Genomic DNA, 15,972 nt, shown 5'->3' on the forward strand with positions numbered 1-15,972 from the left:
ATTTCATCGCCATCGCTCGCGGCAATCGCTGAGCAGCAAGGCATGGTCATACCCTTCAGCATTTCAGGGACGAGTAAATGGCACTTCGCGTATTGGTCATTGGTGGCTACGGTAACTTCGGCAGCCTTATCTGCAATCATCTGGTGATGATGCCGGACATTGAACTGGTCATTTCCGGCCGTGACAGCCGCAAGCTGGCGGAAAAAGTCGCTGAGCTGCAAACACCGGGTGGCACATCCTGCGAGAGCTGGTGCGTGGATATCATGCAGGACGCCGCTGGCAGCCAACTTCGCGCACTGGGCATTGATCTGGTTATCCATACGGCGGGGCCTTTTCAGGGGCAGTCGTATGCCGTGGCCCGGCATTGCATCGCGGCGGGTGTGAATTATTGCGACCTGTCGGATTGCCGGACCTTTGTCTCCGGTATCGCCACTCTGGATGCCCTGGCGCGTGAGGCGGGCGTCTGTGTGCTGAGCGGATGCAGCTCGGTACCGACGCTTTCGGCAGCCATCATTGATCAGCATCGTCAGCGTTTTCTGCGCATCGATTCCATAGAACATGGCATCTCCTCGGCCGCAAAAATGCCCGGGTTGTCGACCGTGCGCGGCGTTCTGGCCTATGCCGGTCGGCCCATCCGGCAGCTGCGGAACGGCCAGGTCCACGAAGTGCCCGGCTGGATGGACCTGACCCTGCGCCGAATGCCCGGTATGGGCACACGACTGCTGGCCAATGTCGACGCCCCCGACATCGACGTATTCGCCACGCGCTACGCTGCGCAGAACCTGAGTTTCAAGGCGGGTTCCGGGCTCAAGGCAGGCGGCATCGCCACCTGGCTGCTGGCATTGGCGATCAATTGCGGGCTGGTGCGCGATCCAGCGCCATGGGCCGCACGCCTGCATCGCTGGGGGACTCGCTTTGAACAATGGGGGGATCGAAAAAGCGCGATGTACATCGATGTCGACGGCGTAGACCTCGACGGCCGGCCGCTGCATATGCGTGCGCAACTGACCGCGCTGAATGACAAGGGACCGGAGATTCCCGGCTGCGCCGCCGTCGCCCTGAGCGCCAAAATGGCCAGAGGCTACCGGCCGCAGCCAGGCGCACGGGCGTGCGTTGGAGAGATCACCGTGGACGAGTATCTGGCGGCGATCAATGAACCGGCAAATATCCGTCTGGATGTACATTTCACCAACGGGGATGTCTGACGGTGCTTTATCTGTACCTGAAATACCTGCATACCGCCGTTACGGGCACGTTTCTCTGCTCAGCAAGATGACGCCGATGGTTTTTTGCACACCTGACGTTATTCAGTTGCACAGCCCTTCACCAGTCATCGGAAACAAGCCCTCTGAGCAAAGCTAAATAAATATTAATAAAGGCTGAAGGCCACGTGAAACGGGGTCTATGTGGCTTTGTCCATTGTCTTGCAAGCTAATTGTTATCACGCTAACCATAAAGTTACCTGACTAAGCGCCGATTCACGTGCATCCCGAAAAATCAAAGGCACACACGCAATGAGCGCAAAATGGTTGGACAACTTGAAAGTCAGCAAGAAATTAGGGCTGGGCTTTGCCGCTATTTTGCTGGGCGTGCTGACCGTTACCGCCATCGGTTACTCCAGCACCAACCTGCTGATCGAGCGCATGGGCAAAAGCAGCAAGGTCGCCGAGATCAAGGCTGACGTTCTGAATGCCCGGATTGCTGCGCAAGCCTATGCGACCGGCCCTACCGCCGCAGGTGTGCAGAACTACGCCAGCGCGCTGGATACCTTGGACCGCAGTGTCGATCAGGGCCTGCAGGTGTTCGTGATATCGAGCAACCTGGCCAAGCTGCGCGAGATCAAGGAACAGGTGGGCGGTCTGAAGCAGACGTTCAACCAATTGGTCGGCATCAATCAGAAAGTCGACGAGGCGTTGAAACCGATCATCAAGGTTTCCGATGATGTCAGCGCGACCTTTGAGAATCTGCTGAACAAGACCATTGACGACACCTTGCGTTCGCCGAATGAAACCGGCATCAGGCAGGTCAAGATCGCTGGCGACCTGCGTAACGGCATGACCAATTTCCGTCTGGTGTTTCGCCGCTACCTGAGTGTTCCGAATGCCGACAACCGTCAGGCCACCTATAAGGCCGCCGACGCCCTGATCGCGCAAGTGGACGCCGCTCGCAGCCAGTTGCCTGTCGAGGCAAATACTGCAGTGGATGCCGCGCTGGTCGCGTTGAAACAATACAAGGTGCTGATGACGTCGATTTCGGACATGCTGCAGCAGACCGAGCAAGTCCGTACCGATCTGCAACAGCAATCCATAGCGACCGCTGCCCGTGCAGATGATCTGGCGGCGTTGCAGGTCATCAGTGCCAAGAAGGAACAACAAACCGCTGTTGTGCAATTGCTGAGTGTTGCGCTGGTAGTGCTGCTGGTCGGCATCTTTGCTGCGTTCCTGATCACGCGTCAGATTACCGTGCCGTTGAACAGCACCGTAATTGCGGCGCGCCGGATTGCCGACGGCGATCTGACCCATGACAGCAGCACCACCCGCCAGGACGAACTGGGCCTGTTGCAGAACACCATGCAGCACATGACGGTTTCTCTGCGTGGCCTGATCGGCGGCATCGGCAACGGTGTGACGCAGATCGCCACGGCAGCCGAACAGTTGTCTGCTGTCAGCGAACAGACCAGTGCCGGCGTCACGTTGCAAAAAAACGAAGTCGACCAGGTTGCCACCGCCATGAACGAAATGGCGTCGACCGTGCAGGAAGTAGCACGCAACACCGAAGACGCTTCGCTGGCGGCCAAACAGGCCAGCGAGCGTGCCGCTCACGGTAGCAGTGTGGTGCAGCACGCCACTCGCGAAATCGGCCAATTGGCCGGTGAAGTGAAACAGCTGGGCGAAGCCATGCAGCGCCTCACCGAAGACAGTGGCAAGATCGGTAGCGTGATTGACGTGATCAAGGCCGTTGCCGAACAAACCAATTTGCTGGCGCTCAACGCGGCCATCGAGGCTGCACGTGCGGGTGAGCAGGGCCGCGGTTTTGCGGTGGTGGCTGACGAAGTACGTTCGCTGGCTCAGCGTACCCAGAACTCCACCACGGAAATCGAAGCGCTGATTCAGGCGTTGCAAAAAGGTACAGGTGCCGCATCGGGTCTGATGGATGCCAGCCTGCAACGCACCGAAGGCACAGTGGTGCTGGCTCGACAGGCCGAACAGGCACTGGTTGAGATCAATCAGTCCATCGGTACGATCGAGCAGATGAGCCAGCAGATTTCTGCTGCGGCCGAGCAGCAGAGCGCCGTGACCGACGAAATCAACCGCAGCGTGCTCAGCGTGCGCGACATTGCTGATCAATCGGCTTCGGCAACCGAGCAAAGCGCCGCATCGACTGTAGAACTGGCCCGCCTGGGCAGCGATTTGCAGAGCATGGTGGCGCGTTTCAAGATTTAACTTCCCTGTACCAGGCGCCTTGTGACTCGGTCACGAGGCGACCTGCCGCGCTTCCGCCCGTACGACCATCCACACACCGACGCCCGACACCGCCATGCCTGACGCCATCTGCCAGGACAGCGGCTCGTTGAACATCACCCAGGCCCAGAGCATTGTCACCGGCGGGCTGAGGTACAGCACACTGGCAACGCGGGTGGCTGATGCGCGGCGCAGACACACCCAGTAAAGCCCGTAGCCGCCAAGCGTCGCCAGCCCCACCGTCCAGATCACGCTCAACGCAAACCCGGTACTGGGAATGGGGGCCAGGCTGCCCTGTGTTCCCTGGATGATGGCGAACGCGAAGCTCGATATAAAACATTGCAGCCACAGGTTGGGAAGCAGGTCCATGGGCTGCATGTGGGTCGAACGCTTCTGCCACAGCGTCGCAATGGCCAGCGATAACATACCCAGCAGTGGCAGGCCGTAGGCCCACAATGGCGCATCTCCCACCGCCAGCGCGCTGTACGTGACCAGCACCACGCCGACCAGACCGACCACCAGCGCTGCCCAGATTTGCCAGACAAGCCGCTGCCCGAGCACTGCGGCAGCCAGCAGTGCCATGCCCATCGGCAACAAGTCGGCAAACAGCGCCGCGAGTCCCGCAGGTACGCCCAGCGCGATGCCCTGCGTAACGCCTGCGACATAGCCCGCCATGGCCAGCAGACCGATGCCCGCATTTTTCAACAGCGTGGCAGGAGGTATCGATCTCAGTTGCCTGGCGACGAAAGGCAGCAGGATCAACGTGACCACCACACAACGCCAGAACACCACCAGCAGTGGCGGTGCGTAATCAAGCGAAAACCGTGCACCGATGAAACCTGAGCTCCAGGTCAGGACAAGTGCTGCTTCCAGCAAGATAAGAGGAATGGCCTGATGCCAGGCAGGCCGCGTTACGCTCGGACAAATCGATAAGTGCTGGTTCATGGACACAGGTTACGAAGTCAGCGTAATCTAATAAATCAAAATTAACTGCATAAGTTATTCAGGTTTTATGAATCATGAGCGCAATTCTCGATATCGAACTGATACGTACTTTTCATGCAGTGGCGCGAATAGGGAAGTTTTCGGCGGCTGCCGAGCAACTTCACAAAAGCCCGGCGGCAGTCAGTGTGCATATCCAGCGACTTGAGACGGTGGCGGGCGGGCGCTTGCTCAATCGGGACAACCAGGCGGTGTCTCTGACTGCGCTGGGCAAGCGTTTGTTGCTGTCGACGACGGAGTTGTTGTCCACCCATGACCGGGTGCTGGCTGACCTGCAGGGGACTCATCTGGCAGGGCGCATCACGCTGGGTGTTCCGGATGAGTACGCCGTTCATGTCATCCGCGACATCCTGCCGGTGTTCGCTGCGGCCTGGCCCAATGTGGTGCTGGAATTGAAAACCGCACCCAGCTACACCCTGCGCGAGCAGGTTGCGCGCGGCAAGTTACAGACAGCAGTGATCGCGCAACCCAAAGGGCAGCCAAGTGCTGATACGCAGTTTCTGGTATCTACCAAGCCGGTCTGGGTCGGGCCGGCCAGCGTCGCACTGGGACCTGCGGACCCGTTGCCGCTGGCCATTCACGCAGCGCAATGTCCTTATCGTGAAGCCATGATGGCGTCGCTCAAAGACAACGGCCGCAAAATCCGTGTAGTTCTCGAAAGCCCGTCCAATCAGGCGATCAAAGCCTGTGTGGAAGCGGGCCTGGCGATCAGCCTTATTGATCGGAGCGGAGTCACGGAAGCCATGCAGATTCTCGATGACCTGCCTGAAATTCCCGAGCACGAAATCGTCTTCCTGCGCTCGCCGTCGTCACACAACGACGAGGCGGTGAGCCTGCTGGCGCAGGCGCTACAGAAGTATTTTCGGGTTTAGCCGGGAACACTGCAGCCGAAGTGTGTTATCGACTGCAGGAACGCTTTCGGCTCAACCATCCTTGAACAAAAAGCTGTAGGCATTCAGCGCCGGCACGCCACCGAGGTGGGCGTAGAGCACTTTTGAGCCCTCGGGGAATTCGCCATTGCGCACCATGTCGATCATGCCGTGCATGGATTTGCCTTCGTAGACCGGGTCGGTCAATACGCCTTCAAGACGCGCGCAAAGGCGAATGGCTTCAAGGGTTCCCTCGTTCGGCAGGCCGTATTCGGGGTAGGCGTAGCGGGTGTCGAGCACCACGTCTTCGGCGCTGATTTCGCGGCCCAGTTCCACCAGTTTTGCGGTGTTCTGAGCGATACGCAGAACCTGCGCGCGGGTCTTTTCCGGTTTGGCTGACGCGTCGATACCGATCACACGCTGTGCCCGGCCATCGGCAGCGAATCCCACCAGCATGCCTGCGTGAGTGCTGCCGGTCACCGAGCAGACCACGATGTAGTCGAATTTGAAGCCGAGTTCTTCTTCCTGCTGACGCACCTCATCGGCAAAACGCACGAATCCCAGGCCGCCATAAGGGTGTTCCGAGCAGCCCGCAGGAATCGGGAACGGCTTGCCACCGCTTTCCTCGACGTCGGACATGGCCTTTTCCCAGCTCGGCCGAATGCCGATATCGAAGCCTGCCGAGTCCAGGCGCACATCGGCCCCCATGATGCGTGACATCTCGATATTGCCGACCCGGTCGTACAGGGCGTCTGAATAGTTGACCCAGTTTTCCTGAACCAGTACGCATTTCATACCCAGATGCGCCGCGACGGCTGCCACCTGGCGGGTCTGGTTGGACTGGATGCCGCCGATCGACACCAGTGTGTCGTAGCCGCCGTCGATGGCTTCCGGCACCAGGTATTCCAGTTTGCGGGTCTTGTTACCGCCAAAGGCCAGACCGCTGTTGCAATCCTCGCGCTTGGCATACAACTCGACCTTGCCACCCAGATGCTCGCTCAAGCGTTTCAGAGGGGTGATGGGCGAGGGGCCGAAGGTCAGAGGGTAGCGCTTGAACTTGCTCAGGTTCATATCGGGGCTCCGTTGATAAGTTGATTCAGGCCTGCAAGGAATGAGTTCGACGTTTGAACGGTGTGCCTGAAGTGGTTCCTATCATAGGAAATAGCTGAATAATCGTGGTTGCAAAGAATTGTCTATTTGCAAAATCAGCGTTAGTGTCATAGCACTAACGCAAACTTTTATTTTGTGAAAGCCATCATGAAAGCAATAAATGAACGCACTAAAAAGTCCGCTGGCGATGTAGCGCCGCTGCTGGACAGGATTGACCGCGCCATTCTCAAGACCCTGCAACGTGATGCCTCGATTTCCAATGTGGCGCTCGCCGAGAAGGTCAAGCTGAGCCCGCCTGCGTGCTTGCGGCGCGTCGAGCGGTTGAAGGAGGCGGGCGTTATCAAGGGCGTGGTGGCGTTGCTCAATGGCGACGTTCTGGACGCGGGCATGGTGGTGCTGATCGGTGTGGTGCTCGACCGCTCGACCCCGGATTCATTTGCCCAATTTGAAGAAGCCGCGCAGAAGGTGTCCGGCTGCATGGAGTTTCATGTGGTCACCGGCGAGTTCGATTACTTCATGCTGCTGCGCACCAAAGACAGTCAGAGTTTCAACCGCCTGCATGCCGAACAGCTGCTGTACTTGCCCGGTGTCAGACAGATCCGCTCGTTCATGGGACTGCGTCAGGTGGTGTCGACCACGCAATTACCCATTTAACCGGTTGCTCGACGTGGCCTGCTTGTACTACGCAGCGTCAAACGTTCACGTCTGATGAAGGTCAGAGTTGTTGACTGCCACACGATTGACCCTGGCGCATGATTCAATCAGTGCTATTTCCTTTTTTTACTTGCTCAAGGATTTTTATTTTGGCTGCTGGAAGCTTGCTTACCCTGCTCGACGATATTGCGACCCTGCTGGATGACGTGGCACTGGCCACCAAGAAAACCGCGGGTGTGCTGGGGGATGATCTGGCGCTCAATGCCCAGCAGGTCACCGGAGTTTCAGCCGATCGCGAACTGCCCGTTGTCTGGGCCGTGGCCAAGGGCTCGTTGCTCAACAAGGCAATCCTGGTTCCGGCGGCACTGTTGATCAGCGCCTTCGCGCCCTGGGCGATTCTTCCCTTGTTGATGATCGGCGGCGCGTTCCTATGCTTTGAAGGTTTCGAGAAAATCGCCCATAAATGGCTGCATCCCGAAACCGGCGAAGAGCATGATCAGCGCAAGCAGGCGGCGACGGATGCTTCAGTGGACATGGTGGCGTTCGAAAAGGACCGTATCAAAGGCGCGATTCGCACCGACTTCATTCTTTCGGCAGAAATCATCGTGCTGGCGCTGGGCGTAGTGTCGGCCCGACCGTTCATGGATCAGGTCGGTGTACTGGTTATTGTCGCTGTGCTGATTACCGTGGGTGTCTATGGACTGGTGGCAGGTATCGTCAAACTTGACGACTTGGGCCTGTACCTGAAAAGGACTGCAAGCTCTGCGGCGCAGAAAATCGGTGGTGCTTTGCTATGGCTTGCGCCGGTATTGATGAAGGTACTGTCGATTGTCGGTACTGCGGCCATGTTCATGGTCGGCGGCGGGATTCTGGTTCACGGTCTGCCATTTGCTCACCATTGGGTCGAAGGCGTGACCGAAGCTGCAGCCGGTGCGGTGGGCGGGCTGTCGATGGTCGTCCCGACGCTGATCGATGCGGTCGCCGGGGTTATCGCTGGCGCGGTGCTGGTGTTGGTCGTGACGCTGATTGGCAAGGTCTGGAAAGCGGCTAGGGAGTGAGTGGAGGCGGGCGCCGCGCAGGAGTTGAATATCGTGCCAATGCTCCGCGTTGGCATGCATCCCGTGACGCTCCGCGTCACAGATCTGCGCAGCAACACCCTCTCAAGGTTGGGCGCAGAGGCTTCAGAAATGCGTTCCCGCGCTGAGCGCGGGAACGAGCTTCACAACCGGATCGTGCTTAGAAGAACACCTTCACCAGCAAACTCGCGGTGTTCTGGTCGGTGTCGAACGAGCGGCTGTCCTTGATGCCGTATTTGTTGGTCCAGTAATCGTATTCGATACCGACGTACAGCTGACGCTCAGGGTAATTCAGTGCCTTGCCCAGGTCATATTTGATCTGCGGGTTGAAGTGCAGGTTGGAGTGGTAAGTACCACGCGACGTCTTGTCGTTGTCCACTACCCAGTCCATGAAACCGTCGATCAGCACATCCGATTTGCCCATGGGGATGGTGTAGGACCACACCGGGGTAATCTGCCATACGCCATCGCCCGGACGGTTGCCTTCAGTCTGGCGCTGGTAGAAGTTCAGCTGGAAGTAGTCGAAACCCGGGATCTTCAAATCGAACGCCGGGCCGATCAGGTAAGACTCGTTATCGCCTTCACCAAATTCGTAAGTTGCCGCAATCAGCACATCGCTGATCGGGCCGAACTCGAACTTCTGGCCAAATATCTTGCCCAGCGACAAGCGTGGCGAGAACTCACCGTAATAGGTGTTATCGCCAGCGGTTGCGTCTCCCTTGCCGTTGTAGAAGATCTTGTCGACGAAGAAGAAGTTGTCGCCGTACTTCCAGCTGTCAGCATGTTCAAAGGTGAACGTCTGCTGGTTTGCCGGGTTGACGGCAAAGTCTCGTCCATTGAGATAGGTCAGGCTATTGCTCTGCCACTGGAAGATATCCCCGGCCATGGCTGGCGCAGCGGCCAGCAGACTGCTGGCCAGTAACACGCTGGAAAACGTACGGTTCATGCGGTGAGTCCCTTGAAATAGATCGTGATTTTTTCAGACTGGCGTTCTCTAAGTGACGCCTTGTCTGTGGTTGCAGTAATTTGTCTGTCTGGTCAGCTTTGTGTTGTTAGCAAGAGCTGCGCCAAACAGTGAAAAAAAGTTGAAGTAATCCCCAAACCGGCATCAACGTGTCGGTTTCAAGTCATTTTCCGGGTCGACAGAGTCCTGACCGTACAGTCAGCTAGTTGGCTGTTCGGTCAACGTCAGCGTACAGGGAGCGGTTGTCCGGTTTTGCAGCGGCGGCGGAGAATACTGACTTGCGTCATCTGACTCAAGTGCTCCAGCGCAGGGCGTCTGGAGCGAAAGTGGGGCGAGTGCGCCCCTTTTCAGGGGCGCTTGGTTAGCGAGGGACTCAGTTAGTGTGTGCGCCTTGATCGACCCAGGCACCGACCAGTTCGCGTTCCTGCTGAGTCATCTGGGTGATGTTGCCCAGCGGCATGATCGGCGAGGTGACGGCCTGCGCCTTGATGCGCGGGGCCTGCTGCTGAATCTGTTCTGGCGTATCGAACATCACTCCCGCAGGCGCAACGCTGAACAACTGACTGGTAGGCGTTGCGGAATGGCATACCGTGCAACGATGCTGAATCACTTCATGCACTTTGGCGAAGTCCGCGCCGGTGCTGGCAGGCTTGGCCTCGACCGGCGCGGTGACCGGCTCCGTAGGTTTCTCGTCGGCCCGATGACCGCCGACTGCGGTGCCGGGCAGCGGTTGGTAAACGATTTTCGCGGGAGGTTGCGCAGGGCCGGTGACGTACGCCAGGCAGAGCATGCCCAGCGCAGCGACCGGCAGAGTCCAGGCGAATCGATGGCTGTCATGTCTTGTATTGAAATAGTGGCGCACCAGGACCGCCAGCAGTGCGATGCCCGCCAGGATCAGCCAGTTGTACTCACTGCCGTATGTGCTCGGAAAGTGGTTGCTGATCATGATGAACAGCACAGGCAGGGTGAAGTAGTTATTGTGCCGCGAGCGCAACAGGCCCTTGGCGGGCAGGCTTGGGTCCGGCGTGCGGTTCTCGGCAATGGCGGCCACCAGGGCGCGCTGGGCCGGCATGATGATGCGGAACACGTTGCCGACCATGATGGTGCCCATGATTGCGCCCACGTGCAGGTAGGCACCACGACCGCTGAACACTTTGCTGAACCCGTATGCCGCCGCGACCAGCAGCACGAACAGGACCACGCCCAACAGGGCAGGGCGCTTGCCCAGTGGCGAGTCGCACAAAAAACTGTAGATGAACCAGCCGACAAACAACGAACCCAGGCCAATGTGCACGCCTTCGGCACCACTAAGGCTGCTGCCCGGCGCCAACAGGTACAGCGTAGGGTTGGCGTAGAACACCACGCACAACAGGGCCACGCCCGACAGCCAGGTTGAATACGCTTCCCATTTGAACCAGTGCAGATTCTCCGGCATGGTCGGCGGCGCGAGCTTGTACTTCTCCAGGTGATAAATGCCACCGCCGTGGATCGCCCATAAATCGCCGGACAGCCCTTCACGCGGGTTGCTGCGGTTGAGGTTGTTCTCCAGCCAGACAAAGTAGAACGATGCGCCGATCCAGGCCACGCCCACAATCATGTGAATCCAGCGTACGCCCAGATTCAGCCATTCCATCATATGTGCCAGCACGGTTTTACCCTTCCAGTGGGTTGGGATCGAGAACCAGCAACTGGCTCTCGGCAAAGTAATGCTCGTCGCAGTTGTTGCCTTCGCCACTGCGATCAACCACCAGGAAGTCATCCTGCTTTTCGATCGTCAGCACCGGGTGGTGCCAGACGCCGCGATGGTAATTGATACCCTGCCTGCCGTTGGACACGAAGGCGCGGGTCAGCTCTGACTCAGGCGCATCGCCAACCGGCGCGACCACGATCAGAAAGGGGTTGCCGAGCAGCGGGATGAAGGCCTGGCTGCCCTGCGGGTGACGCTCCAGCATGCCAATGGTCAATGGCATCGGCAGCGCTTCGGCGCGGAATATGCTGATGATCGCCTTGTCATCCGGTTGCGCGGTCTGCACTTCAGCCAGACGATGAAAGCGCATGGTCGAGCCGTTATTGATCATGAAATGATCGCTGCCATCGGTTTCGATCACATCACCGAATGGCGCAAAAGCTTCCTTGGTCAGTGGCTCGATTATCAGTTTGCGCATGCGGATTCTTCTTCAATGGTTTTGAGGGTGGGTCGTTTGCACATTCGTATTGATGACTATCGTGCCAATGCTCTGCGTTGGCATGCATTTCGTGACGCTCTGCGTCACAACTCTACGCCGCGCCACACATACTCAAGACTGGACGCAGAGCGTCCGGAACTGCATTCCCACGCGGAGCGTGGGAACGATAACCTGTTGCCTTCTGCTGACTTCCGACGCGTTGTTACCTGGACACCTTGCCCAGCACTCGCAGGCGGCTCACACCACCGTCCGGGAATACGTTCAGGCGGATGTGGGTGATCGGGCCGATGGCGTTGATCTGCTCGGCGAACTCGTGTTCGGCGTGCATGGTCAGCTTCTGGCTTGGCAGCAGCTCGCGCCAGAACAAACTCTGGGTTTCGATCTGGCTGTCGGTGCCACCCTTGACGAAAGCACCCTGGATCGAGCAGCTGTCCGGGTAATTGCCCTTGAAGTGCAGGGTGTCGACGATGACTTTCTCGACTTCGCCCTTGTGTCCCAGCGCCACGATGACCCAGTCGTTGCCCGGTGTGCGACGGCGCGCGGTTTCCCAGCCGTCGCCCATGTTCACACCACGGCCGGGGTTGAGGATATTGCTCATGCTGCCGTAATGCTCGTCCGAGCAGGCAATCGACCGGCCACCGTTGAGTGCCGCCACCAGATCGATCTGCTCGTCTTCGCTGACTTTCGACCAGTCGCGATGCGGCACGCCGTACACGCGCAGGCGCGCTACGCCGCCGTCCGGGTAGATATTGAAGCGCAGGTGGCTGAACGCCTGATCGCTGCTGATTTCGTGGTAATGATGGCTGTTGCCTTGCAGCTCCACAGACGGCAGCACTTCGGTCCAGGCGGTGTTTTCATCGGGTTCGCCAGAGGCCAGAAAGCACGCTTCCAGCGAAGCGGAAGGCGGAAAGTTGCCGGTGAAAAACGAGGTATCAATGTCTACACCCTTGATGGTGCCAGCTACACCGAGGCGGATCACTGCGCTGTCGTATCCTTCGAAACGCTTGCGGCGCGACTCCCAGCCGTCCATCCACTTGCCGTTGTCGTCGAACACGCCTTCTTTCCAGACCGCCGGGGTCGGCTGGAACAACCGGTTGGCATCTGCGAACCAGTCATCGGTGACCGAAAGGATTTTTGTGCCCAGGCGCGCGTCGGCCAGGTTCACGAACTTCTCGAACGGTGCGGCGTAAACTTTCATGCTTGTTGTCTGCCTTCTGAACAGGTTGATAACGGCGACGCTCAAAGCGCCTGTAGACGAAACAGTGCGATTTTGTTGATCTCGGCCAGGGCGCAAGCGAACTCGGCCTCGGGCGAGTGGTGGATGCGTTGCTCGAACGCCGCCAGGATTTTATGTCTGTCGCTGCCCTTGACCGCCATGATGAACGGAAAGCCGAAGCGGGCCTTGTAAGCCTCGTTCAACTCGGTGAAGCGCTGAAACTCTTCAGGCGTGCAGTGGTGGATACCGGCGCCTGCCTGCTCATCGGTACTGGCCTGAGTCAGCTCGCCCTGAACGGCAGCTTTTCCGGCCAGGTCCGGGTGGGCATTGATCAGCGCCAGTTGTTGCGCGTGGGTGGCACCGAGCAATATTTTGCTCATGCGGGCATGCAGGGCCTCGACCTGATCCAGTTCGGGGCCTGCGCCCTGATCGAAGGCCTGCTGCGCGACCCACGGTGAGTGTTCGTAGATGTCGGCAAAGGCTGCGATGAATGCGTCCCTGTCGAGGGTCGAGGGTGTCAGTTTCTGAAACTCGCTCATTGCGCCGCCTTGCCGGTAAACGAATGTTCAGTGTGCCAGTGGCGGGCGATATCGACACGCCGGGTAAACCACACCTGCTCATGGCCTTTGACGTACTCAATGAAACGCTTGAGCGCGGCCAGCCGGGCAGGGCGACCGATCAGGCGGCAATGCAGACCGATGGAAAGCATCTTCGGTGCGTCTTCGCCTTCGGCATACAGCACGTCGAACGCGTCCTTCAAGTACTGAAAGAATTGCTCGCCGTTGTTGAAGCCCTGCACCTGGGTGAAGCGCATGTCGTTGGTGTCCAGCGTGTAAGGGATGACCAGATGCGGCTTGCCGGTAGGGTTGTTCGGCTCCCAGTACGGCAGGTCGTCGTCGTAGGTGTCGCAATCATAGAGAAAACCGCCTTCCTCCATCACCAGTCGCCGCGTATTGGGCCCGGTGCGCCCGGTGTACCAGCCCAGCGGCCGTTCGCCACTGATCTCGGTGAGGATATGAATCGCCTGGCGCATGTGTTCACGCTCGTCGGCTTCATCCATGTTCTGATAGTCGATCCAGCGATAACCGTGACTGCAGATTTCGTGACCGTCGGCGACCATGGCGCGGATCACCTCGGGGTGACGCTGCGCGGCCATGGCTACGGCGAAGATGGTCAGGGGGATATCGAACTGCTTGAACAGCTTGAGAATGCGCCAGACGCCTGCGCGGCTGCCGTATTCATACAGCGATTCCATGCTCATGTTGCGCTGGCCCTGCAATGGCTGCGCAGCAACCATCTCGGACAGAAAGGCTTCTGATTCCTTGTCACCGTGCAGAATATTGCGCTCGCCACCTTCCTCGTAATTCAGCACGAATGACAAGGCAATGCGCGCGTTGCCCGGCCAGCGTGGATGAGGCGGGTTGTTACCGTAACCGATGAGGTCGCGTGGGTAGTCAGCGCTCACTGCAAGCTTCCTTCTGTGCGTTATGTGCGTTTGGCCAAGTGCGGTGCGAATGGCAGGCAAGGCACTGCAATGCGCAGATTGTATACAATTTTATTTTCGGCTTGTAACCCTGTAGGTTTCGTCACCGAGTCGTGCTTGTTCAGATAACGCAAGCAAGAAACCTGCCTGAGTGGTCAGCTAATCGGAAAAAATCTGATATTTTTCCTTTGCTTCCTTTCTTTTCAGGTAATTCGACGCTTGGCGAGCAGCACAGGCGTCAGCTGCAATCCCCTGAAGATTTTATTGTGTACAGGTTTTCGCGAAAGTGTCTTAATCGGTTGCAATCGCACCATGCAGAGCACTTCATTGGTGCACTGTTTCACCGTCGTCTGATGTGAGGAGTGAAGTTTTGGGGAAATTGACCACACACGTGCTGGACGCTGCCCACGGTTGCCCAGGCAGTGCCATCCGCATTGAATTGTATCGGGTCGAAGGCCAGCAGCTGCTGCACGTTGTCAGCGCTGTCACCAACAGCGATGGACGTTGCGATGCGCCCCTGTTGCAGGGAGACACTTATCAGTCCGGGGTTTATCAACTGCATTTTCAGGCTGGCGATTATTACCGTGCACGAGGTGTTGCGTTGAACGCACCGGCTTTTCTCGATGAAGTGGTGCTGCGCTTTGGCATTGATGCAGGTCAGGAACACTTTCATGTGCCGCTGTTAATCTCGCCGTATAGCTACTCGACGTATCGGGGCAGCTGAGTACCTCTTGCCCGCCCCACACTGCGGGCCTTTTTTTGCGCGCGTTTCCGGTTTTGCCCTGTGTACAATGCGCCAGTCCCAAAGCCGTAATCCATCTGCGCACGAGTGCCCATGAACGACCAGTCCCTGCCTCTCAAGAAACAGCCGCGCGGCACGACCAGCGCCAGCCGCAGCGTTACTCAGGACGATATCGTTTACGAGCATATTTTCGATGCCATTCTGGAGCAGCGGCTGGCGCCGGGCACCAAATTGAGTGAAGAGGCGCTGGGCGAGATCTTTGGTGTCAGCCGCACCATCATTCGTCGCGCTCTATCGCGGTTGGGGCACGAAGGTGTGGTGCTGTTGCGGCCTAATCGTGGCGCTGTGGTCGCCAGCCCCAGCGTCGAAGAGGCGCGCCAGGTATTTTTTGCCCGGCGCATGGTCGAGAAGGCAATCACTGAACTGGCAGTCGCGCACGCCACTGCCGAGCAACTGGTCGAGCTGCGCCAGATGGTCAGCGACGAGCGCGACAGCTTTGCCCACGGTGATCGAGGTGCAGGCATCCGTCTCTCCGGTGAATTCCATCTGCAACTGGCCGTAGCCGCCAGAAACGCGCCGCTGATCAGCTTCCAGCGCAGTCTGGTATCGCAGACTTCATTGATCATTGCCCAGTACGAAACCGGCAACCGCACACATTGTTCCTACGACGAGCACACCCAGTTGATCGACGCCATCGAAGCGCGCGATGCGCCGCTCGCCGTCGAGTTGATGATGCATCACATGGACCACATCGACGGCAAGCTCAACCTCGACCAGGACAGTGCCTCGGACGATTTGCATGCAGTGTTCTCGCACGTCATGGGCAGAAAAAAAACGGGGCGTTGAGGCCTTCGGATAATCGTGCGACGCTCCGCGTCGTCATGCCGTTCCGGACGCTCCGCGTCCTCTTGACGACGCAGAGCGTCGAGACCTGCATTCCCACGCGGAGCGTAGGGAACGATAACGAACCTTTGACCATCGTGCGACGCTCCGCGTCGTCATGCCGTTCCGGACGCTCTGCGTCCTCTTGACGACGCAGAGCGTCGAGACCTGCATTCCCACGCGGAGCGTAGGGAACGATAACGAAGCTTTGACCATCGTGCGACGCTCCGCGTCGCATGCCGTTCTGGAAGCTCTGCGTCCTCTTGACGACGCAGAGCGTCGAGACCTGCATTCCCACGCGGAGCGTAGGGAACGATAACGAAGCTT

15 protein-coding genes and 1 pseudogene are annotated in these 15,972 nt (G+C 58.4%); 8 read left to right on the top strand and 8 right to left on the bottom strand.

The genetic code is table 11. The features are described 5' to 3' along the window. Nucleotides 1-77: 77 nt before the first annotated feature. The 3 genes and pseudogenes from RYC17_RS07585 to RYC17_RS26900 all read left to right on the top strand — a co-directional run bounded on the left by RYC17_RS07585 (nt 78) and on the right by RYC17_RS26900 (nt 3,443). A complete protein-coding gene (locus RYC17_RS07585; RefSeq protein ID WP_058401960.1) occupies nt 78-1,205 on the top strand; it encodes a saccharopine dehydrogenase family protein in 1,128 nt (375 codons plus the stop codon). Between the two features lie 438 nt (nt 1,206-1,643). Continuing rightward, a pseudogene (locus RYC17_RS26895) lies at nt 1,644-2,537 on the top strand (methyl-accepting chemotaxis protein); the annotation flags it as partial. 201 nt (nt 2,538-2,738) lie between these two features. Next, nucleotides 2,739-3,443, top strand: a complete 705-nt coding sequence (locus RYC17_RS26900) for a methyl-accepting chemotaxis protein (protein ID WP_371217786.1) — start codon at nt 2,739-2,741, stop codon at nt 3,441-3,443. Nucleotides 3,444-3,473: 30 nt separating this feature from the next. On the opposite strand, the gene RYC17_RS07595 is transcribed toward RYC17_RS26900, so the two are convergent. Further along, entirely contained in the window at nt 3,474-4,406 is a 933-nt protein-coding gene (locus RYC17_RS07595; protein WP_316902701.1) for a DMT family transporter, read from the bottom strand. A 74-nt stretch (nt 4,407-4,480) separates the two neighbouring features. On the opposite strand from RYC17_RS07595, the gene RYC17_RS07600 reads away from it, so the two are divergent. Beyond that, nucleotides 4,481-5,335 carry a LysR family transcriptional regulator gene (locus tag RYC17_RS07600; protein WP_058409221.1) on the top strand — a complete coding sequence of 285 codons (855 nt, stop codon included), beginning with the start codon at nt 4,481-4,483 and terminating at the stop codon, nt 5,333-5,335. A 51-nt stretch (nt 5,336-5,386) separates the two neighbouring features. On the opposite strand, the gene RYC17_RS07605 is transcribed toward RYC17_RS07600, so the two are convergent. Further along, a complete protein-coding gene (locus tag RYC17_RS07605) occupies nt 5,387-6,403 on the bottom strand; it encodes a 1-aminocyclopropane-1-carboxylate deaminase (RefSeq protein ID WP_058401963.1) in 1,017 nt (338 codons plus the stop codon). 186 nt (nt 6,404-6,589) lie between these two features. Here RYC17_RS07605 and RYC17_RS07610 point away from each other — a divergent pair, with 186 nt between their 5' ends. Together RYC17_RS07610 and RYC17_RS07615 are read left to right on the top strand one after the other, a co-directional pair. Beyond that, nucleotides 6,590-7,096 (top strand): Lrp/AsnC family transcriptional regulator, encoded by a 507-nt coding sequence (locus RYC17_RS07610; protein WP_002552794.1) that lies wholly within the window; start codon nt 6,590-6,592, stop codon nt 7,094-7,096. A gap of 149 nt (nt 7,097-7,245) precedes the next feature. Next, nucleotides 7,246-8,154, top strand: coding sequence for a DUF808 domain-containing protein (locus tag RYC17_RS07615; RefSeq protein ID WP_057402397.1), 909 nt, complete (start codon nt 7,246-7,248; stop codon nt 8,152-8,154). A gap of 178 nt (nt 8,155-8,332) precedes the next feature. Here RYC17_RS07615 and RYC17_RS07620 read toward each other — a convergent pair whose 3' ends face one another. From RYC17_RS07620 to puuE, 6 genes are all read right to left on the bottom strand, one after another. Beyond that, a complete protein-coding gene (locus RYC17_RS07620) occupies nt 8,333-9,118 on the bottom strand; it encodes an outer membrane protein OmpK (protein ID WP_002552796.1) in 786 nt (261 codons plus the stop codon). Between the two features lie 391 nt (nt 9,119-9,509). Continuing rightward, nucleotides 9,510-10,784, bottom strand: coding sequence for a urate hydroxylase PuuD (locus RYC17_RS07625; protein ID WP_058409220.1), 1,275 nt, complete (start codon nt 10,782-10,784; stop codon nt 9,510-9,512). Between the two features lie 4 nt (nt 10,785-10,788). Further along, nucleotides 10,789-11,301 (bottom strand): ureidoglycolate lyase, encoded by a 513-nt coding sequence (locus tag RYC17_RS07630; RefSeq protein WP_230018059.1) that lies wholly within the window; start codon nt 11,299-11,301, stop codon nt 10,789-10,791. A gap of 223 nt (nt 11,302-11,524) precedes the next feature. Beyond that, nucleotides 11,525-12,520, bottom strand: coding sequence for an allantoicase (alc, locus tag RYC17_RS07635; protein WP_057453578.1), 996 nt, complete (start codon nt 12,518-12,520; stop codon nt 11,525-11,527). A 41-nt stretch (nt 12,521-12,561) separates the two neighbouring features. Beyond that, a complete protein-coding gene (gene uraD / locus RYC17_RS07640) occupies nt 12,562-13,077 on the bottom strand; it encodes a 2-oxo-4-hydroxy-4-carboxy-5-ureidoimidazoline decarboxylase (protein WP_316889690.1) in 516 nt (171 codons plus the stop codon). Then, nucleotides 13,074-14,003, bottom strand: a complete 930-nt coding sequence (gene puuE, locus RYC17_RS07645; RefSeq protein ID WP_316902702.1) for an allantoinase PuuE — start codon at nt 14,001-14,003, stop codon at nt 13,074-13,076. Before puuE ends, uraD begins: the two co-directional genes overlap by 4 nt. Nucleotides 14,004-14,391: 388 nt before the next feature. On the opposite strand from puuE, the gene uraH reads away from it, so the two are divergent. Together uraH and RYC17_RS07655 are read left to right on the top strand one after the other, a co-directional pair. After that, nucleotides 14,392-14,745 (top strand): hydroxyisourate hydrolase, encoded by a 354-nt coding sequence (gene uraH / locus RYC17_RS07650; protein ID WP_058401970.1) that lies wholly within the window; start codon nt 14,392-14,394, stop codon nt 14,743-14,745. Nucleotides 14,746-14,856: 111 nt separating this feature from the next. Continuing rightward, complete coding sequence (locus RYC17_RS07655) at nt 14,857-15,609, top strand: GntR family transcriptional regulator (RefSeq protein WP_316902703.1); 753 nt, start codon at nt 14,857-14,859, stop codon at nt 15,607-15,609. Nucleotides 15,610-15,972: the final 363 nt, after the last annotated feature.

It is taken from the genome of Pseudomonas syringae group sp. J248-6 (assembly GCF_032586995.1).
Classification (GTDB): Bacteria; Pseudomonadota; Gammaproteobacteria; order Pseudomonadales; family Pseudomonadaceae; genus Aquipseudomonas; species Aquipseudomonas amygdali.